22 protein-coding genes are annotated in these 17110 nt (G+C 66.1%); 15 read left to right on the forward strand and 7 right to left on the reverse strand.

Features of this window, described 5'->3' with window-relative positions:
* Window positions 1–14: 14 nt before the first annotated feature.
* The 5 genes from NG701_RS13350 to NG701_RS13370 all read left to right on the forward strand — a co-directional run bounded on the left by NG701_RS13350 (window position 15) and on the right by NG701_RS13370 (window position 2351).
* The gene (locus NG701_RS13350) at window positions 15–503 is read left to right on the forward strand and encodes a DoxX family protein (RefSeq protein WP_252568185.1); all 489 of its coding nucleotides are present in this window, start codon (window positions 15–17) and stop codon (window positions 501–503) included.
* Window positions 500–1279, forward strand: coding sequence for an AzlC family ABC transporter permease (locus NG701_RS13355; RefSeq protein WP_252568367.1), 780 nt, complete (start codon window positions 500–502; stop codon window positions 1277–1279). Before NG701_RS13350 ends, NG701_RS13355 begins: the two co-directional genes overlap by 4 nt.
* Complete coding sequence (locus tag NG701_RS13360; protein ID WP_252568187.1) at window positions 1276–1587, forward strand: AzlD domain-containing protein; 312 nt, start codon at window positions 1276–1278, stop codon at window positions 1585–1587. The genes NG701_RS13355 and NG701_RS13360 overlap by 4 nt, the downstream gene beginning before the upstream one ends.
* 94 nt (window positions 1588–1681) lie before the next feature.
* Window positions 1682–1963 carry a hypothetical protein gene (locus NG701_RS13365; protein ID WP_252568190.1) on the forward strand — a complete coding sequence of 94 codons (282 nt, stop codon included), beginning with the start codon at window positions 1682–1684 and terminating at the stop codon, window positions 1961–1963.
* A gap of 49 nt (window positions 1964–2012) precedes the next feature.
* Window positions 2013–2351, forward strand: coding sequence for a hypothetical protein (locus tag NG701_RS13370; RefSeq protein WP_252568192.1), 339 nt, complete (start codon window positions 2013–2015; stop codon window positions 2349–2351).
* Window positions 2352–2406: 55 nt separating this feature from the next.
* On the opposite strand, the gene NG701_RS13375 is transcribed toward NG701_RS13370, so the two are convergent.
* Both NG701_RS13375 and NG701_RS13380 read right to left on the reverse strand, forming a co-directional pair.
* A complete protein-coding gene (locus tag NG701_RS13375) occupies window positions 2407–2625 on the reverse strand; it encodes a hypothetical protein (RefSeq protein ID WP_252568194.1) in 219 nt (72 codons plus the stop codon).
* Window positions 2626–2786: 161 nt separating this feature from the next.
* The gene (locus NG701_RS13380; RefSeq protein WP_252568196.1) at window positions 2787–3422 is read right to left on the reverse strand and encodes a TetR/AcrR family transcriptional regulator; all 636 of its coding nucleotides are present in this window, start codon (window positions 3420–3422) and stop codon (window positions 2787–2789) included.
* Window positions 3423–3542: 120 nt separating this feature from the next.
* Between NG701_RS13380 and NG701_RS13385 the strand changes: the two genes are divergently transcribed.
* The 6 genes from NG701_RS13385 (at window position 3543) to NG701_RS13410 (ending at window position 8624) form a co-directional block, all read left to right on the forward strand.
* Entirely contained in the window at window positions 3543–3866 is a 324-nt protein-coding gene (locus tag NG701_RS13385; protein WP_252568199.1) for a thiamine-binding protein, read from the forward strand.
* Window positions 3867–3923: 57 nt separating this feature from the next.
* Window positions 3924–4601: an O-methyltransferase gene (locus NG701_RS13390; RefSeq protein WP_252568201.1), complete on the forward strand. Its 678-nt coding sequence runs from the start codon at window positions 3924–3926 to the stop codon at window positions 4599–4601.
* 164 nt (window positions 4602–4765) lie between these two features.
* Window positions 4766–5245, forward strand: a complete 480-nt coding sequence (locus NG701_RS13395) for a Dps family protein (protein WP_252568204.1) — start codon at window positions 4766–4768, stop codon at window positions 5243–5245.
* Window positions 5246–5267: 22 nt separating this feature from the next.
* Window positions 5268–6470, forward strand: coding sequence for an acyl-CoA dehydrogenase family protein (locus tag NG701_RS13400; protein ID WP_252568207.1), 1203 nt, complete (start codon window positions 5268–5270; stop codon window positions 6468–6470).
* The gene (locus NG701_RS13405) at window positions 6464–7864 is read left to right on the forward strand and encodes a bifunctional PIG-L family deacetylase/class I SAM-dependent methyltransferase (RefSeq protein ID WP_252568209.1); all 1401 of its coding nucleotides are present in this window, start codon (window positions 6464–6466) and stop codon (window positions 7862–7864) included. The genes NG701_RS13400 and NG701_RS13405 overlap by 7 nt, the downstream gene beginning before the upstream one ends.
* Window position 7865: 1 nt before the next feature.
* Complete coding sequence (locus tag NG701_RS13410; protein WP_252568212.1) at window positions 7866–8624, forward strand: glycosyltransferase family 2 protein; 759 nt, start codon at window positions 7866–7868, stop codon at window positions 8622–8624.
* Between the two features lie 197 nt (window positions 8625–8821).
* On the opposite strand, the gene NG701_RS13415 is transcribed toward NG701_RS13410, so the two are convergent.
* The 4 genes from NG701_RS13415 to NG701_RS13430 all read right to left on the reverse strand — a co-directional run bounded on the left by NG701_RS13415 (window position 8822) and on the right by NG701_RS13430 (window position 12008).
* Window positions 8822–9922 (reverse strand): YihY/virulence factor BrkB family protein, encoded by a 1101-nt coding sequence (locus NG701_RS13415; protein WP_252568214.1) that lies wholly within the window; start codon window positions 9920–9922, stop codon window positions 8822–8824.
* 114 nt (window positions 9923–10036) lie between these two features.
* Window positions 10037–10645 (reverse strand): DUF3618 domain-containing protein, encoded by a 609-nt coding sequence (locus NG701_RS13420; protein ID WP_252568217.1) that lies wholly within the window; start codon window positions 10643–10645, stop codon window positions 10037–10039.
* Complete coding sequence (locus tag NG701_RS13425; RefSeq protein WP_252568220.1) at window positions 10642–11073, reverse strand: phage holin family protein; 432 nt, start codon at window positions 11071–11073, stop codon at window positions 10642–10644. Before NG701_RS13425 ends, NG701_RS13420 begins: the two co-directional genes overlap by 4 nt.
* On the reverse strand, window positions 11070–12008 hold the full coding sequence (locus tag NG701_RS13430; protein WP_252568223.1) for a hypothetical protein: 939 nt from the start codon (window positions 12006–12008) through the stop codon (window positions 11070–11072). Before NG701_RS13430 ends, NG701_RS13425 begins: the two co-directional genes overlap by 4 nt.
* 187 nt (window positions 12009–12195) lie before the next feature.
* On the opposite strand from NG701_RS13430, the gene NG701_RS13435 reads away from it, so the two are divergent.
* Window positions 12196–12711, forward strand: coding sequence for a hypothetical protein (locus tag NG701_RS13435; RefSeq protein ID WP_252568225.1), 516 nt, complete (start codon window positions 12196–12198; stop codon window positions 12709–12711).
* A 125-nt stretch (window positions 12712–12836) separates the two neighbouring features.
* On the forward strand, window positions 12837–13787 hold the full coding sequence (locus NG701_RS13440) for a spermidine synthase (protein ID WP_252568228.1): 951 nt from the start codon (window positions 12837–12839) through the stop codon (window positions 13785–13787).
* 28 nt (window positions 13788–13815) lie between these two features.
* On the opposite strand, the gene NG701_RS13445 is transcribed toward NG701_RS13440, so the two are convergent.
* On the reverse strand, window positions 13816–14733 hold the full coding sequence (locus tag NG701_RS13445) for a LysR family transcriptional regulator (protein ID WP_252568230.1): 918 nt from the start codon (window positions 14731–14733) through the stop codon (window positions 13816–13818).
* Between the two features lie 129 nt (window positions 14734–14862).
* Here NG701_RS13445 and NG701_RS13450 point away from each other — a divergent pair, with 129 nt between their 5' ends.
* On the forward strand, window positions 14863–16245 hold the full coding sequence (locus NG701_RS13450; protein WP_252568232.1) for an MFS transporter: 1383 nt from the start codon (window positions 14863–14865) through the stop codon (window positions 16243–16245).
* Window positions 16246–16306: 61 nt separating this feature from the next.
* On the forward strand, window positions 16307–17056 hold the full coding sequence (locus tag NG701_RS13455) for a 3-hydroxybutyrate dehydrogenase (RefSeq protein WP_252568235.1): 750 nt from the start codon (window positions 16307–16309) through the stop codon (window positions 17054–17056).
* The last annotated feature ends 54 nt before the right edge of the window (window positions 17057–17110 follow it).

The raw sequence follows: 17110 nt of genomic DNA on the forward strand, positions 1-17110 counted from the left end.
GATTGAGTGGACCCATGCCCTTTCGCTGGTCCGCCCGGGCCACCCAAACAGTCTCCGCGGCGGCCATGAGCGCGCTGCTGATGGCCAGCGCCATGAAGCACTTCCGCGAGCCACGGTTCTTCGAACAGGTGGTCCCCGACTATCTGTGCCGCGAGGCGCCAATCGCCGGCGGCCAGTCGCCGGAGGGGCGCGAAATACCAGCGACCGACGGCGGTAGGCGGCCCCTGGCGGTGATGTCACGGGAGGAATGGATTGCGGTGAGCGGACTGCTGGAGGCGGGTGCCGCCGTCGGCCTCCTGATCCCGGTGACACGGCGGGCAACCGCCACCGCCGTGACGGCAATGTTCACGGTCTTCCTGGCCGGCCACGTGGACGCACTTCGCCGCGCCTATGGCCCCGCCGGTTCCCCGGCGCAGCGTAAGGTACATACCGTCCGGTTTCCGCTTCAGCTGCCGCTCATCCTGTGGGCTTGGAGCCTGGGGAACCCGGGACGACGGCGGTGAAGCTGCTCGCCTCGCCCGCTGTGCGGGTGGGAATCTCGATCAGCATCGCCACCGGCCTCTACGGAGTGTCTTTCGGCGCGCTGTCCGTCACCTCAGGACTTGATTTCTGGCAGACCATGGCGCTCAGCTTGCTGCTCTTCAGCGGCGGTTCCCAGTTCGCGTTCATCGGTGTGGTGGCGGGCGGAGGCTCCGGTATTGCCGCCATGAGCGCAGCCACGTTGCTGGGCATGCGGAACGGCATCTACGGCATGCAGCTCAACGCCCTCCTGCACCCGACGGGCTGGCGGAAGTATGTTGCCGCGCAAGTCACCATTGACGAGTCGACCGCCACCAGCAGCGGACAGGCTGACCCCGACGAGCAACGCCGCGGTTTCTGGACGGCCGGCATTGGCATCTACGTACTCTGGAACCTTTTCACCGCCGTGGGGGCCCTTGCAGGAAGCGGATTGGGTGATCCCAAACAGTGGGGCCTGGACGGTGCGGCAGTGGCCGCATTCCTGGCCCTGCTGTGGCCGCGGCTCAAGGGGCGGGAACCGGCGGCGATTGCCGTGGTCTGCGCACTCGCCACGGTTGTAGCCGTGCCGTTCGTTCCCGCGGGCGTGCCCATCCTGATTGCCGCCGTGGTGGCTGCGCTGATCGGCTGGTTCAGCCACGGACGCAGTGACGAAGGCCTGGAGCCGGACGTGGATCCCTACGACGAGCACCATGGACGCCGGGACAAAAACCGGGACGCGCACCTGGACAAGCACGGGCAGGCGGGGCAGGCGGGCGCATGAATCTCTGGATCTGGTTGTTGCTGGCGTGCTTCCTTGCCTACGCGTGGAAGCTGGTGGGCTATTTCGTCCCGGCAAAGCTGCTGAAGGACCCCCGGATGTCGCGTATTGCCGGCACCTTGACCATCGGACTTCTGGCATCCCTGACCATTGTCAACACTGTGGCGTCCGGCCAGACGCTGGCCGCCGACGCGCGGCTGGGAGCCCTCGCCGCCGCCGCCGTCGCGTTGGCTTTCCGGGCGCCCTTCCTGCTGGTAGTGGTGGTGGGAGCCGGTGCCGCAGCCCTGCTGCGGCTCATGGGATGGAACTGACCGCCGATCTGGTGAAACCGACTCCGAAGCACTGGTGGTGCGGCTCAGATGCGTTATAGCATTGGCCTGGCTATGCAGTTGGCCGTGGACTCTCGTGAGAGCGCTGACCATGGAAATAAGACTGCACCCAGCCGGTGCGAGACCCGGCAAAACCCGCCGTCCAGCACCTGATGGTTGGCGCGCCGGGCTGCCGGTCAAGCGCTTCTTTACCCGGTTCGGGTCCCTGGCAGACCTGCCGCCAGAGGACCTGGACGTACTCTCCGAGCGGATAAGACTGGCTCTGGACGTCATCCAGGAAGCAAACATCACCGCCCTGCACGCGGCGGTACGGGCCGAACTCCGAAACCGGGAAACGGAACCGGAACCGGACGATTGATGGCCGGCCGGTCGTGAGGCGGTCGCCATGGCCTAAAGGAGTCACTTAGATGAACGAACAGCCAGAGCCCAACACCCCGGATCCCGATAGCGGAACCGACAACCCCCAGGCTTCGGACCCGAAGCCGCGGCCGGTCTATGACACCAGTGTCTCCGAGTCGACGCGGGAACTGCGGGATACTTCCCGTCGCCGCCGCGACGCGGAGGAGAAGCTGCAGCAGCACCTGTTGGAGGCCAAGGAGCACGTGCCCCATCACTACGATCATGAGCCTCACAAGCACGGCCAAACGCCTCCCACGGCGGAGGGGAAAGACAGTGCCGGGCCGCAGGAGAACACGCCCGAAGAAACCAAACCTCAACAAAAGAACCCCGGGGGCGACGCCAGCTGATTGGGTTCATCGTCAGTGCGGCACCGCCACCCTCTTGGTCCGGGCCGTAGGCCGGTCAGGCGGTTTGCTCATCCTCTGGCGACCCGGTCCGGCGGGCGCTTTCCTCGACAGCCAGCTCGTACCACGCCTGCGCACCGAATACCGGGGTGGGAGTGTCGAGGTTTTGGTAGAGGGCGTCCAGCAAATTGGCCAGGTCCTCCGCCGCCAGCGACGGCAGGATCTCCTCGGGGCCGCGGGGGTCGTGGATAACCCGGGACAAGTGCGTCTGGTTCATCGGCGGACGATGGCGTCGGATTGGCTGCGCTGGAGGTGTTTCACTCATACTCCCTCAGAAGATTCAGAGGCTGACTGCGTAACCCTACTTGAGTCTAATCCAACGATTGGACACCAACAATGGGGCGCCCGTAGTGGTGGTCCTGCGGGAGGGCGCGGGTGTCAGGTGAACTGCGGGCCTTGCAGCTGCGGGGCGGGCAGCGGCACATGCGCGGGCAACGGGCGGTGGGGCCGTTCGGTGCGTATGGCGTCCTCGATCAGTGCCAGGGGGCGGCGCCAGGCATCCGAACCCGGCTCCATGGTGTCCACGACGCCGATCAGCATGGCGAGCAGGCGGAACATGTCAGTCATTGAAATATCGGAACGCAGGGTGCCTTGACCTTGGCCGCGGCCCAGCAGGACGCTCATGGAATCCATCAGCGAGCCGGCGATGCCGGTGAGGAGTTCGCGGCGGCCCGCAACGGCGCCCAACAGGTTGGCATCAGCGCTGGCCGCGGCCATGATGGCTTCGAGGACGCGCAGCAGTCCCGCTGTTGCGTCGATGTCCGCCAACGCGTCCGCCATGACAGGGTCCACCGACTCCCGGAGCTGCCGGTTGAGGGCGGCCAGGACCAGCTCCTCCTTGTCGGCGAAGTTCCGGAACAGGGTGGCCGGGCCTACGCCTGCCGTCAGTGCGATGGTCTGAAGGGGAACCTCCGGCCCATGCTCGCGGAAGCACTGGCGCGCGGCCAGTATGATCTTGTCCACGTTCCGGGCAGCGTCTGCGCGTAGTGGCTTGCGGACGACAGCAATGCTCATTCGTTCAGGTTAGCAATGCCGCAGGCAGCCTTCATGGTTACCGGAGGGTAGCAACCTATGTGACGCTTCGCCGGCCTCGCCAAACCCGTTTCGGGTTGGGTCGCATGACAGACTTGCCCTATGTTGCTTGCATTTTCAGTCGCCCCGTCCGGTACGCCCGCAGGGGGATCGCGTCCCACCGACGCATCAGTGCACGACGCCGTTGCGGCCGCTGTGCGGATCGTCCGGGAGTCGGGCCTGCCCAACCAGACGGACTCAATGTTCACCACCATCGAGGGCGAATGGGACGAGGTGTTCGACGTCGTAAAGCGCGCCACCGAAGCTGTGGGCAAGTTTGGCAGCCGTGTCTCGCTGGTCATCAAGGCGGACATCCGGCCCGGTTATGAGGGCGAGCTCAGCGCCAAGGTCGACCGCCTCGAAGGGGCACTCTCGGACGGTTCCTAAGCAGGTTTCCTGCGCCGAGTCCTAGACCGTCGTGTGCCTGCGTGCCAGACTGTGGCCATGTTTGAGCACAAGACCCAGCCGGGGTGGGTGGCAGTGGAAGACTTCCTCACAACTACCGTGGTGCACCCAGACACTGCGCTGACGCAGGCGGTGCGCTCCGCCGTCGACGCCGGGATGCCGCCCATCGAAGTGACGCCCAACGCCGGAAAACTGCTCAAGCTCCTGGTCCAGCTGTCCGGCGCCCGCCGGGTGCTGGAGATCGGCACGCTCGCAGGGTTCAGCACCATCTGGATGGCGCAGGGACTGCCTGACGGCGGCCGGCTGGTGACGTGCGAATACCTCGCTAAACATGCGGACATCGCCAAGGCCAATGTGGAGGCGGCGGGACTGGCGGACAAAGTGGAAGTCCGGGTGGGCGCTGCCCTGGACACCCTGGCCGCGCTGCAGTCGGAGGGCCAGGAGCCGTTCGATTTTGTGTTCATCGATGCGGACAAGGAAAGCGACGCCGCGTACGTCGAGTGGGCCGTGCGCCTGGGCAGGCCGGGAACTGTGGTGGTCCTGGATAACGCCGTCTGGGAGGGCGCGGTGCTGGATCCTTCCATCGACCAGGTCAACGCGCCCGGGATCATCAGCGCCCTGGAACTGCTGGGCCAGCATCCGCAGCTCGATGCCACCGTGATCCAGACTGTCGGGTCCAAAGGCTGGGACGGGTTCGCGCTGGCACGCATTCGCTGAGTGCTGACCGCAGGCATCTAAGGGCAGGCACCTAACCGCGAGCCCGTGACCCGGCAGCTGAGTCTTGGGCGCGGACCGGATCCTTCCCCGAATATTGCTAAGTATGCTTAGAATGACTGTCCGGCCGATGTCCCGTCCGGAACCGCCTGCAGTGGAGGAACACGATGAAAGCGTCACCCACCCTTGCCAGCAACCTTCAGATGGTCCTCGCGGACCTGATTGAGCTGCATCTCCAGGCCAAGCAGGCCCACTGGAACATCGTGGGCACCAACTTCCGTGACCTTCACCTGCAGCTGGACGAAATCATCGCCAGCGTCAGGCAGTTTGCCGACGACACGGCGGAACGGATGCGGGCACTGCATGCCCTGCCGGACGGACGGAGCAACACCGTGTCCACGGACACCCGGCTGGATGAGCTGACCGGCGGGCTGATTTCCACGAAGGATGCCGTCAAACTCGTCACAGCCAGGCTGGAGCGAACGGTGAAGACCATGCGGGATGTCCACGATGAGGTGGATGAAGAGGATCCCACCAGCGCCGACCTGCTGCATGCAGCCATCGAACGCCTGGAACAGCTCGCGTGGATGGTTAACGCCGAAACTATGACTCCGTCCGCGGCCGTCACCGAACCGGCGGCAAAGTAGGCCGGGCGGGAGAAACGCCAACATGCCTGCATCATCCCACGGGCCCGTCCGGCTGATCTCAACACAAGCGGAACTGGCTGGGGCAGTGCCCCTGCTCGACTCCGTGGCCTCCGCGGCAGGCGATGTTCCCGCGCTGCTGTTGTTGGCTCGAGACTCGGGAGGCAACTGGCCGCAGCCAGGGGGCGGGCATACTGCCCGTCTCTGGGAGCTACTCGCTTCCGTCTCCGCCGTTGACGTTGCCGCGGGCCGCGTTTTTGAACCACACATGGATGCCCAAGCGATCCTTGCCCAGGCGGGAAAGGACCAGACAGGGAACTATCAGCCGCTTGATCCGGCGGGCCTTGTTCCCGCCGACCGGGCGGGTGCGTGGGGAGTGTTTGCCGCCGAGGGGCCGGGGCTCCGTCTCGATGCCAAGACCGGCGACAGTGGAATCCTGCTCAGCGGGTCCAAGCCGTGGTGTTCACTGGCGCCACTCCTGGACCGGGCCGTCATCACTGCCCACACCGCAGCCGGGGGAAGAGCTGCCTTTGCGGTGAGCCTTCGGCATCCGGGAGTGACGTGTGAGGAGCCGGCATGGGTGGCCCGCGGGTTGCGCGAGATTCCCAGCGGAACGGTCCATTTCAGCCAGGTGCCAGCACAGCAGCTTGGCAGCGACGGCTGGTATTTCAGGCGGCCCGGTTTTGCTTGGGGAGGCATGGGGGTAGCTGCCTGCTGGCTCGGGGGCGCCGTGGGCGTGGCGCGGGACTACAAGGACTCCCTGGCCGCCGCCGCTCAGTCCGGCCGCGAACCTGACCAGATCGCGCTGGCCGCCCTGGGCGAGACAGACAGGATCCTCACTGCCGCGCTCCAGTACCTGGCGCGAACGGCAGCTCTCATTGACGACGGCCAGCTGTCCAACCACGGCAGTCTGTCCGCCGAGGAAGACACGCGGGAGGCCGAGGACGGCCAGCTGTCCGCCGGGGAAGACAGACGGGAGTCCGGGGCACACAAGGGGACGGACCGGAGCGTATGGGGCGAAGCGTTACGCGTACGCGGAACCGTGGCGGCCGCCGTCGAACGCGTCCTCTCCCTGGTTAGCCAGAACCGGGGACCGGCGCCGCTGGCGTTCGACGAACCGTATGCCAAGCGCATGGCGGACCTGGCGCTGTACGTGCGCCAGCACCATGCCATGCGGGACGATGCGCAGCTGGGAAAACTGACGCTGAAGGGGGAACACCTGTGGTGACCTTCTCGCACACGGACCAGGGGACTGACGAGGCCCATTGGGCGGCGAGCGGGCTCGCAGCTATGGCTGAGTTGCCGTTGGGCCAGCACGATTTGGCTGCCATGAGGTTCGTGGTGCTGGCGGCACACCCCGACGACGAGACCCTGGGCGCCGGGGGCCTGCTGGCGCTGCTGCACTCGCTGGGCGCCGACGTCGAGGTGCTGCTGTGCACGGCGGGGGAGGGTTCGCACCCCGACTCGGCGACAACCACGCCTGAACAGCTCGCCGCCGTCCGGCTTGAGGAGTTTGCGGCAGCGATGGGAGTCCTGGGGTTGGCCGGACGCTGGCGTTTCCTCGGGCTGCCGGACCGGGGCCTGCAAGAACTGACGCCGGAAATCGCCGCCTGGCTGCGGGAGGCCATCGGCCGGCTCCCCGGTCCACCGCAGCAGCTGGCAATTGTGGCCCCGTACCGAGACGACGGCCATGCGGACCACAACGCCCTTGGTGCGGTGGCCGCCGACGTCGCCGGCGAAGGTGGGCACGCCCTGCTGGAGTATCCCATCTGGTACTGGCTGTGGGCCTCCCCGGAGGACCCCGCCTGGCGGTCCTGGTCGCGAGTTTCGCTGAGTACTGAACAGCAGGCGGCGAAGAGATCGGCCATGGGCTCACACACGAGCCAGATACGTCCGCTGTCTGGACTGCCCGGGGACGAAGTGCTCCTCGGCGAGAGCCTGCTGCAACATTTCAGGCGCGCCTTTGAGACATTCGCCTGGACGCCGCCCTGGGCCAACTCGGTTCAATCCCTGCCCCATACCAGCGCCGACGCGCAGCGGATCTTCGACGCCGTGCACTCGAAGTCCGAAGACCCCTGGGAGTACACCACCAGCTGGTACGAGCGGCGCAAGCGCGCCCTGACGCTCGCCGCACTACCCCGGGAGAAGTACCAGTCGGGCCTGGAAATCGGATGCTCCATCGGAACATTGACCGCCGATTTGGCCACCAGATGCACCAGGCTGCTTGCCGTGGATGCCAGCAGCACCGCGCTCGAGCTTGCGGCCCGGCGGCTCGCGCCGTTCGCTGGGGTCTCCACGCGGCAGTTGACGCTTCCTGCCGACTGGCCCGGGGGCCGCTTCGACCTCGTGGTGGTCTCCGAGGTGGGCTACTACCTGTCCGCTGCAGAGTTCGATCTGCTGCTGCAGCGGATCCAGGAATCGATGGCGCCGGGAGGAACGCTGCTGCTGTGCCACTGGCGGCACCCGGTTTCCGGATGGGAGCTCGACGGCGACTCGGTCCACGCGCTGGCCCGGAACCGGCTGCGGTGGCCCACCGCCGGTCTGTACCAGGAACGCGATTTTGTGCTGGAAACGCTCGTAGCCCCCGCCGATGCCGGCGATCCAGGACCTCCGGTGTCCTGACGTGGACAGAATCGCGCAGGTTGCCGTGGTTATTCCGGTCCATAACGAGGAACACCACTTGGCACGTGCCCTGGCAGCGGTCTGTGCCGCAGCGGATGCCCTGCAGCACAGCCAGCCGGACACGGAGGTCACCGTCGTGGTGGTTTTGGACGCCTGCACGGACGGCTCGGGCTCCGTGGCGGCGCGGTTTGCGGCGGCGGATCGCCGCATCACCCTGCTGCCGGTCGCGTTCCGCAGCGTGGGGAGGAGCCGGCGGGCAGGGATCAACCTGCTCCTCGCAGGACGCTGGCCGGACCGTGCGCGGGCGGGCCGCGTGCTGGCCACCGAACGGGTGTGGCTGGCCAATACGGACGCCGATTCCTGGGTACCGGAAAACTGGCTCCTCCGTCAGGTGGAACTGGCTGGCCGCGGCGCCGATGCGGTCTTGGGAACGGTGGAACCGGATCCGGCGGGGATGGACGGCGAACTCCTGCGGCGCTGGCACGTCCGGCATCCGCTGGGGGAGGACCATCCCCATGTGTACGGTGCGAATTTTGGGGTACGGGCCTCGGCCTACATTCGTGCTGGTGGCTTTCCCCGCCAGCGCTCGCATGAGGACCGGGCACTGGCAGCCCAGTTACGCCGCCACGGTTACCGCATTACTTCCACGGACGCGGTCCGGGTTGTGACCTCCGGGCGGACCGAGGCCCGGGCGCCGCAGGGATTCGGCGCATATCTGCTGTCCCTTGGCATGGAATCCGCCGTGGCGTTCGAACGCTGAGGAAGCATGGCCGGTGGAACCACGTGGACGCTGCGCAGCAGACACAATGAGGGGGCCGACGACGACTGGGGGGACTGGCCTCGGTCTCAGAAGAGGCCACCTCGCCGCCGACCCCGCCTGACACCCGGGACGTCACGGCCCCGGGAAACCGGTAGGAATCTGCTGGTATTGATTTTCCTCCAAGTGGGATGCCCTGCCTAGTCCCGCGTGGCGGTGTTCCGTTCCGACTGTTCCGCGCCGTTCCGGGGGCGCTCACGCAGCTCGCGGCCGCGCCGGATGTCGTCCTCTTCCTGCTCTTGCATCTTCTCGCTCCTCTTGGTGCCCCGCGGCGGCAGTTGGATGGTCTCCTCGGCCTCGATTCCGGCCTGGAGCTGCCGTCCCCGCTCCATCTCGGCGTCGAACTCTGCCCCGAACAGCAGCGACATGTTCAGGATCCACAGCCAGAGCAGCATAACGATCACACCGCCGAGCGCACCGTACGTTTTGTTGTAATTGCCGAAGTTGGCCACATAGAAGGCGAAGCCGAGCGAGGCCAGCAGGAACACCACCAGGGCGATAAACGAGCCGATGCTCATCCACCGGAACCTGGGCTGCCTCACGTTCGGCGTGGCGTAGTAGAGCATGGCGATGATAGCCATGACCAGGGCCACGATCACGGGCCATTTTGCGATGTTCCAGACAGTGAGGAACGGGTCGCTGAGTCCGATGGCCCCGCCGACTGCCTCCGAGACCGGTCCGCTCAGCACCAGCATGCCGGCAAGGGCGGCCACGGTGACCACTGCCAGCAACGTCACGGTCAGCATGGTCCCGCGCAGCTTCAGGAACGGGCGGCCCTCATCCACTTCGTAGATGCGGTTCATGGCCCGGCCGAACGCTCCGACGTAACCGGACGCTGACCACAGCGCGGTTGCGAGGCCGATGAACAGTGTCAGCCCGGCGGCAGGCGCGGTGGCCAGCTCCTGCACGGGCCCGCTGACGGTGTTCACCGTGTCCGCAGGCACGATGCCCCGGACGATTTCGAGCAGGGCCGAGGTGGTCTTTTCCGCATCGCCGAAAAGACCGACCAGCGAAACCAGCGCCAGCAACGCCGGGAAAAGTGAAAGCACGGCGTAGTAGGTCAGGGCTGCCGCCAAGTCGGGGCATTGGTCCTTATTGAATTCCCTGAACGTCTTTTTGGCGATGTACTGCCACGACGGTTTGGTGACGTCGGTGGGGCTGTCCGGTTTCCGGGAGTCGTCGGGTGCCGGAGCACTGCCCGCCTTGGCGGTGCTGGTTTCGGGTGAGTCATGAGCGGCCATGGGGTGTCCTCCCGGGGTTGGAAAACGAGCAGGCCGGTTCCGCCGGTGGAGGCGGAACCGGCCTGTCTGTGCGCTGTACTCGTAAGGTTTTGGCGCCCTCAGGGGCTGTCGCCGTTACGTGTTCTGCACATTCTCCCTCGCGTCCGCGGCACGGTCTTTGACGTCCGCTGCCGCAACCTGGCTTTCTGTCTTGACGTGTTCGGCGGCGTCGGCTGCTGTGGCCTTGACGTTCTCCATGGCTTCCCGCGCCGGTTCCTTCAAGCCCTCAGCGATCTCCTTAGCGGCCTCGGTCAGCTCGGTGGTCAACGGCTCGGCGGCGGACTTGAGGGCATCCGCTGCTTCGCGTTCCTTCTCGCTCGCCGGGATCAGCGATGACAAAAGCAGGCCGGCGCCGAACGCGATGAGTCCAGCAGCTAGCGGGTTGCCCTGCGTCTTGGCCTTCACCTGGTGCGGAGCGTCACCAATGGCAACACCGGCTTCACTGAGGGCGTTGCCTGCACTGTCGGTGCGGGCGCGGGCGCCACCGTGTACGCGGCTGGTGACGTCGTCGGCTGTTCCCATGACTTTCTCCTTCACTCCGAACACGGCGTCCTTGACCTTGTCTGTCTGACGATGGACGATGTTCGACGGCGTCACCTTGTCTGCCACCGCATCCACGTTCGTGCCCAGGCGGGCACGGGTTGCCTCAATATCTGAACGGATAACGTCCGGATTGTCGCTCATGGTTTTACCTCACCGGGTTTTAGGGTTGGGGGAATTTTTTGGAGTGTTTCAGCGGTTTGGGGCATGCCCTTTACAGTTTTGAGCTCCCTGCGGCCCACGGACGCCAGCCCTGCGGCGATGACGCCCCAGATGACAGCGACGACGACGGCGGACCAGCCGAGTCCCATCAGCCCGCCTAACGCGATCCAGAGGGCGATCGACAGGAACAGGAGCACGAAGTGGCCGGCTACGCCGGCGCCGGCCAGCATGCCACCTCCCCTGCCTGCCTTGCTGGCGGATTCCTTGAGTTCGGCCTTGGCAAGCTCCACCTCCTGACGCATCAGCGTGGACAGGTCGCGCGTCACCTCGCCGAGCAGGTCACCCAACGACGTGTTGTCCGCCTTAGCGTGCGCCGCCGACGGGGGAGGCGCAGGTATCTGGCTGCTCATCGGAGCCTGCCAGCCTGGCCGTTTGCGGAGCGGTCCCGGGTTAGCGGGTCGTTGGCCATTGGATCGTCAGCGAAAGCGCCATCCCGCAAGGGATCGTCGCTGCGGCGCTCATCAGACCACTCCTCGGCGAGCTGTGGACTGTCCAGTGGGCTGGCGGGACGCGAAGGGTCCCCGTAGCTGCTCCCTGGCGCACCGCCGTCGAACCCTGCCGTGGTGGTGGCCGGGCCGGGCATCTGCACCGGCGGGGGCGGGACAGTGCCACCGCCCGACGGCGTGTAGCCGCCAGGACCCGCGCCATGCTGGCCGCCAGTGCCAGGGTAATTCGACGCGGACTCTGGTGCGCCGGCGCTCAGGCTGCGGCTGAGCCGGCCGGCAAGGATGCCAGCCCCGGCGGCCAGAAGAAGGAATGTGCCCGGGCGCTGCCGGGCGAAGCCCTTGACCTCGTTCAGGAGCGATCCCGGGTCCCTTCCGTCCAGCCAGGTGGCGACGGACGAGGAACGTTCCGCAGCCTGGCGGACCAGGTCAGTGGCCACTCCGGGCTGGTCGGACGCCCGCGCCATGGCGTGCAGTTCGTCCGACACTGACCGGAGGCCGCTGGCTACCTTCTGCTGCTGCGTGCTGGCCTGTTGGGTGAGGTCGTGGCGGGCCTGCTGTAGGAGGTCCTTGGCGTTCGCCTTGGCCTCTGATGCGACGTTGGCCGCTTCCGACCTGGTGGTTTCCGCCACGCTCTGGGCGGAATCCGCCGCGGTCCGCGCCACATCTCCGGCTTCTTCTTTGGCTGCATCCGTGCGGGAGGTCCCGTACGGATCACGCGACTGAGTCGCTGCTGTGGGTAGCGTGCTGGGGAACGTAGTGGGCTCACGTTCTCCTGTGGTTGCGCGGGTGGCCGGTGGAGCCGCGTAAGCCGGATCCTCGGACCATTGGTTCTCTGTCATCTTCGCTCTCTCTTTCCAAAGAAGGCCGGTTGTTGATTAAGAACCAGCGATACTGGCCGTAAAATAGTAAGCATGATTACTACCGGAAGGTAAGTACCCTTCCTACCTGAATTTCAAAGGGGTCCGAATCGCCTGCCGCCCGGCATCGCAGGGACCTGTCACAACAGAGTGGAAAGGATGGGTAGTCGTGGATACAACATCGTGGGTTTGGGTGATTGTTGGCACCGTGGTGGTGGTCCTGATTGTGCTGTGGCTGGTGACCGGGCGTCGCCGTCAGGCCATGCAGCTGAAGCGGGACGAATCGCACCGCGAAAAGGCCGCCGAAATGCGCCGGAAAGCCGAGGACATCGAGCTCGATGCGCGTGAGAACGAGGCCCGGGCCACCCGCGCCCGTGCCGACGCAGAGAAGGCGCAGGTGGACGCTGCGAGGCTGAAGCAGGAGGCTGAGCAGAAGACCGACAACGCCAGGTCGCTCCGGGAAGACGTGGCCGAGCGCACCCAGAAAGCAGATGCCCTGGACCCCGACATAAATCAGGACGGGGACGCGCGCAGGGACGCCGCCCGCACGGACCACTCCCGCGCCGACGCCACCACGCATCCGGACGAAGAGGCGCATCCGGACCGCGAGGCTCATGCCGAGGCCTCCCGGACGGAGGAACTTCGGCGTGACCGGACAGACCGGGACGGGCCGCTTTCAACCTGACTTTCTTCCCGCCACCTGGACGTGGTCCCGAGGCCGGGACCACCTCTGGGACCCGCGACCCCGCTGGACCGCCGACGCAGGGTAGTCAATTAGGGTTGATCTATGACTGAAGCGGCACACGGGTAATGGCAAAGCGCGGCAAGTCAGGCGGCCGGAACGGCCAGCATTCGACGGCGGGTGTCATCGAGGTGCCCAAGGGAAGCCGTCCCGATGGCCCTGTTGAGGGCGTCTACTACATTGATACGGGCGACTGCGAGCTCATTGCGGACCAGGACAACTCCAACGGGTGGCTCCTGAAGATCAACGGTGTCATGAGCTCCCACATTGACCTCGCCGATCCGTTGTTCCTCGATTTTGAGTACATGCGCTGGATGGCGGCGCTGATTGAGTCACGGTGGCCGCCGAAGTCCGGAAGGGGCGGGACCAAGGCGGCCGCACCCGCCGCGGGCGAGGCCGTGCGGCTGCGCGGGCTGCATCTGGGTGGCGGGGCCTGTTCGCTGGCCCGGTACTTCCACACCGCCTATCCGGACGCCCGGCAGGTGGTGGTGGAGCTCGATGGCAAGCTGGCCGAGTACGTCCGCGGCTGGTTCGACCTGCCCAAGGCACCGCTTCTGCGACTGCGCGTGGGGGAGGCCCGCCAGGTCACCGAGACGCTCACGCCGGACAGCCGCGACTTCATCATCCGTGACGTGTTTGCCGGTTCGCTCACACCGCGGCCGCTCACCACCGCCGAGTTCAATGACCACATCAAGCGGGTCCTGTCGCCGGGCGGCATCTATGTGGTGAACTCAGGCGACGCCCCGAGCCTGTTGAATGCGCGGGAAGACGCCGCCACCATCGCGGCCGCGTTCGCACACACCGTCATCATCGCCGACCCCTCCATGCTGAAGGGCCGCCGCTACGGCAACATGGTGATGGCCGGCAGCGACACCCCGCTGGACGGAGACCCGCAGCTGGCACGCCGGCTCCTCGGCGGTGCCGTCCCGGCCCACATCTGGAACGACGCCCAGGTCCGCGCCTTCGCCGCGAACTCCCCGGTGCGTCACGACCCGACAGTGCCATCGATTGCTCCGTAGTGGCCCTTTTCAGTGCCGAAAACGGCCACTACGGAGCAATCGATGGGGTCCGAGTGCGACCCAGCAGGGCGTCCCGGTGCGCCGCGGTCTGGTCGCGCAATGCCTGCACAACGGCGGCCACAGCGGGGCGGCGCATCGAATCCGGCCGCAGCACCATCCAATAAGGGAGCAGTTCGGCAAAGTCGTCGGGGAGCAGCCGGACCAGGTCGTTGTGCAGATTGCCCATAAAGCACGGCAGGAATCCGATGCCCGCGCCGGCACGAGTGGCCTCCACATGGACAAACACGTTCGTGGACGTAAGTCCTTCGCGCATGGCCGGCACCAGGCGCCGGGGTGCGTCCAGGTCGTCCACCTGCAGCATCGAATCCACAAAGTACACCAGCGGGTGCTCCGTCAGTTCGGCAACGCTCGCCGGCGTCCCGTTCTCGGCAAGGTAGGCGCGCGAGGCGTACATCCCCAGCATGTACTCGCCCAGTTGGACGGCTTCGGCCCGGTGGACCTGCGGTTCGCCCACCACTACTTCGATGTCCAGCCCGGAGCGCTGCTGTAGCGCACGGCGGGTCATGGTCACCACTTCCACGCTCAGTCCCGGGTGTTTCCGGCGCAGCCGTGCCACGGCGGGCGCGGCGATGTAGGCGCTGAAGCCGTCGGTCGCCGTCATGCGCACGACGCCGGTAATCGGGTCCGGTGCCTGGCCTGCCGGTCCCAGCGCACTCACCGCAGCCTCCACCTGTTCGGCGACCAGGACAGCCTCCGTGCCCAGCTCCGTCAGTTCCCAGCCGCCGGCCGCCCTTGCCAGGACGCGGCCGCCGAGCGCTTTCTCCAGGGCGGCTATCCGACGCGAAACGGTGGTGTGGTTCAGCCCCAACACTTGCGCCGCCGTCGTAAATTTTGCGGAGCGGGATACCGCCAGCAGGACCAGGAGGTCATCGGGATTCGCCTTCATGTCTGCAATTGTGCACACAGCAGGTGCTGGATTGGGTATTGAAGGCGCATGTTTGTGCAGTAATACTCAGTGGAGCCATTAGTGCTGTGGATCACAGCGCGTGTCAAAGTGGACACTAAGGAGAAACTCATGAGCGTAGAGCAACGCTCGGCGGACAACGCCGCCGGATCCGCACCCAAGGGATCCGGACTTAAGAAGATTGTGGCCGCCTCGATGGTGGGCACGGTGGTGGAATGGTACGAATTCTTCCTCTACGCCACCGCCGCCACCCTGGTCTTCGGGAAGTACTTCTTCCCCGCCACCGGCAACGAGCTGGACGGCATCATCCAGGCGTTCCTCACTTACGCGGTGGGCTTCGTGGCACGCCCCCTCGGCGGCATCGTCTTCGGCCAGATCGGCGACAAACTGGGACGCAAGCCCACGCTGCAGCTGACCATCGTGATCGTCGGCGTGGCCACCTTCCTGATGGGCTGCCTCCCGGGCTTTGCCGACATCGGCTACCTCGCTCCGGCTCTGCTGGTGGCCCTCCGCTTCATCCAGGGCTTCGCGCTCGGCGGTGAATGGGGCGGCGCGGTGCTGTTGGTTGCCGAACACAGCCCCAACAAGTCCCGCGGATTCTGGTCCAGCTGGCCGCAGGCCGCAGTGCCGGTGGGCAACCTGCTGGCAACGCTGGTGCTGTTCATTATGTCCACCGCCCTGAGCCCCGAGGCATTCCTCGGCTGGGGCTGGCGTGTGGCCTTCTGGCTCTCCGCCGTGATCGTCTTCGTTGGCTACTACATCCGCACCCACGTCACCGAGGCGCCCATCTTCCTGGAGGCCAAAGCCCTCGTGGAGAAGGAGCAGGCTGTCAGCTACGGCGTCTTCGAGGTGGTGCGCAAGTACCCCAAGGGCATCCTGCAGGCCATGGGGCTGCGCTTCGCGGAGAACATCATGTACTACCTGGTGGTCAGCTTCGCGATCGTCTACCTCAAGAGCGTGCACAAGTACGATACGTCCTCGCTCCTGCTGGCACTCCTGATCGCCCACGTCATCCATTTCCTGGTCATCCCGCAGGTGGGCCGGCTCGTGGACAAGCTGGGGCGCAAGCCCGTCTACCTCATCGGCGCCATCTCCGGTGCGGCCTGGCCGTTCTTCGCCTTCCCCATGTTCGATACCCGCAACGCCGTGGTGATTGTCCTGGCCGTGACCATCGGCCTGTGCCTGCACGCGTTTATGTATGCCGGCCAGCCCGCCATCATGGCCGAGCTCTTCCCCACCCGGATGCGCTACTCGGGCGTTTCGCTGGGCTCGCAGGTCACCTCGATCTTCGCCGGTTCGCTCGCCCCGCTGCTGGCTACCCAGTGGCTCAAGGACACCGGTTCCTGGCTGCCTACGGCGATCTACCTGGTGGTTGCCTGCGCGATCACTACGGTAGCGGTGCTGAGCCTGAAGGAAACCAAGGGCATTGCCCTGGAAGACGTGGACAAGGCCGACGCCGCCCGCGAGGGACTGCTCCCGGCCGGCTCACGCTGAACTGCTTGAGCAGTTCACCGCAGGGAAATTGAGCGCGCACACGATGGGAAACAGATCTGCAATGGAAAACACACTGAACGGCCGCAAGGCCGTGGTGACCGGCGGCGCCAGCGGAATCGGCGCTGCCTGTGTCCGGGAACTCGCCGCCCGCGGGGCGAAAGTGGTGGTGGCCGACGTCGACTCCACCGGCGCTGCCGCCCTCGCCGATGAAGTGGGCGGCACCGCCTGGGCCGTTGACCTGCTGGACGTTGACGTGCTCGCCACCCTGAGCCTGGACTGCGACATTCTGGTGAACAACGCCGGGATCCAGAGCATCAGCCCCATCGAAGCGTTCGATCCGGCGGACTTCCGCCGGATCATCGCGCTGATGCTCGAGGCCCCGTTCCTGCTGATCCGGGCCGCGCTGCCGCACATGTACGCCAACGGCTTTGGCCGCATCATCAACGTGTCATCCGTGCACGGAATCCGGGCCTCTCCTTTCAAAAGCGCGTACGTTTCCGCCAAGCACGGACTGGAAGGGCTAAGCAAGGTGACGGCGCTTGAGGGCGGGGGGCACGGAGTCACGTCCAACTGCATCAACCCTGGCTACGTCCGGACCCCGCTCGTCGAGAAGCAGATCGCGGACCAGGCGAAGGTGCACGGCATCCCCGAGTCCGAGGTCCTGGCCAGGGTGATGCTCACCGAGTCCGCCGTGAAACGCCTGGTGGAACCGGAGGAAGTGGCCTCCCTGGTGGCCTGGCTGGCGTCCGATCACGCCGGCATGGTCACCGGAGCCAGTTACGCGATGGATGGCGGCTGGTCGGCGCGCTGACATCCGGCGCCTCCGCAGTCCGCACGCGCAGTCCGGCCTGCCGACTTCGGCCCG

The organism is Pseudarthrobacter cellobiosi (assembly GCF_023913815.1).
GTDB classification, from domain to species: domain Bacteria; phylum Actinomycetota; class Actinomycetes; order Actinomycetales; family Micrococcaceae; genus Arthrobacter; species Arthrobacter cellobiosi.

Excerpts from the sequence above, each read along its gene's own strand:
- NG701_RS13370 (WP_252568192.1), top strand. The coding sequence starts at position 2,013 with ATGAACGAACAGCCAGAGCCCAACACCCCGGATCCCGATAGCGGAACC.
- NG701_RS13390 (WP_252568201.1), top strand. The coding sequence starts at position 3,924 with ATGTTTGAGCACAAGACCCAGCCGGGGTGGGTGGCAGTGGAAGACTTC.
- NG701_RS13375 (WP_252568194.1), bottom strand. The coding sequence starts at position 2,625 with ATGAACCAGACGCACTTGTCCCGGGTTATCCACGACCCCCGCGGCCCC.
- NG701_RS13440 (WP_252568228.1), top strand. The coding sequence starts at position 12,837 with ATGGCAAAGCGCGGCAAGTCAGGCGGCCGGAACGGCCAGCATTCGACG.
- NG701_RS13380 (WP_252568196.1), bottom strand. The coding sequence starts at position 3,422 with ATGAGCATTGCTGTCGTCCGCAAGCCACTACGCGCAGACGCTGCCCGG.
- NG701_RS13420 (WP_252568217.1), bottom strand. The coding sequence starts at position 10,645 with ATGAGCGACAATCCGGACGTTATCCGTTCAGATATTGAGGCAACCCGT.
- NG701_RS13400 (WP_252568207.1), top strand. The coding sequence starts at position 5,268 with ATGCCTGCATCATCCCACGGGCCCGTCCGGCTGATCTCAACACAAGCG.
- NG701_RS13415 (WP_252568214.1), bottom strand. The coding sequence starts at position 9,922 with ATGGCCGCTCATGACTCACCCGAAACCAGCACCGCCAAGGCGGGCAGT.
- NG701_RS13385 (WP_252568199.1), top strand. The coding sequence starts at position 3,543 with ATGTTGCTTGCATTTTCAGTCGCCCCGTCCGGTACGCCCGCAGGGGGA.
- NG701_RS13395 (WP_252568204.1), top strand. The coding sequence starts at position 4,766 with ATGAAAGCGTCACCCACCCTTGCCAGCAACCTTCAGATGGTCCTCGCG.
- NG701_RS13425 (WP_252568220.1), bottom strand. The coding sequence starts at position 11,073 with ATGAGCAGCCAGATACCTGCGCCTCCCCCGTCGGCGGCGCACGCTAAG.
- NG701_RS13360 (WP_252568187.1), top strand. The coding sequence starts at position 1,276 with ATGAATCTCTGGATCTGGTTGTTGCTGGCGTGCTTCCTTGCCTACGCG.
- NG701_RS13455 (WP_252568235.1), top strand. The coding sequence starts at position 16,307 with ATGGAAAACACACTGAACGGCCGCAAGGCCGTGGTGACCGGCGGCGCC.
- NG701_RS13445 (WP_252568230.1), bottom strand. The coding sequence starts at position 14,733 with ATGAAGGCGAATCCCGATGACCTCCTGGTCCTGCTGGCGGTATCCCGC.
- NG701_RS13430 (WP_252568223.1), bottom strand. The coding sequence starts at position 12,008 with ATGACAGAGAACCAATGGTCCGAGGATCCGGCTTACGCGGCTCCACCG.
- NG701_RS13350 (WP_252568185.1), top strand. The coding sequence starts at position 15 with ATGCCCTTTCGCTGGTCCGCCCGGGCCACCCAAACAGTCTCCGCGGCG.
- NG701_RS13450 (WP_252568232.1), top strand. The coding sequence starts at position 14,863 with ATGAGCGTAGAGCAACGCTCGGCGGACAACGCCGCCGGATCCGCACCC.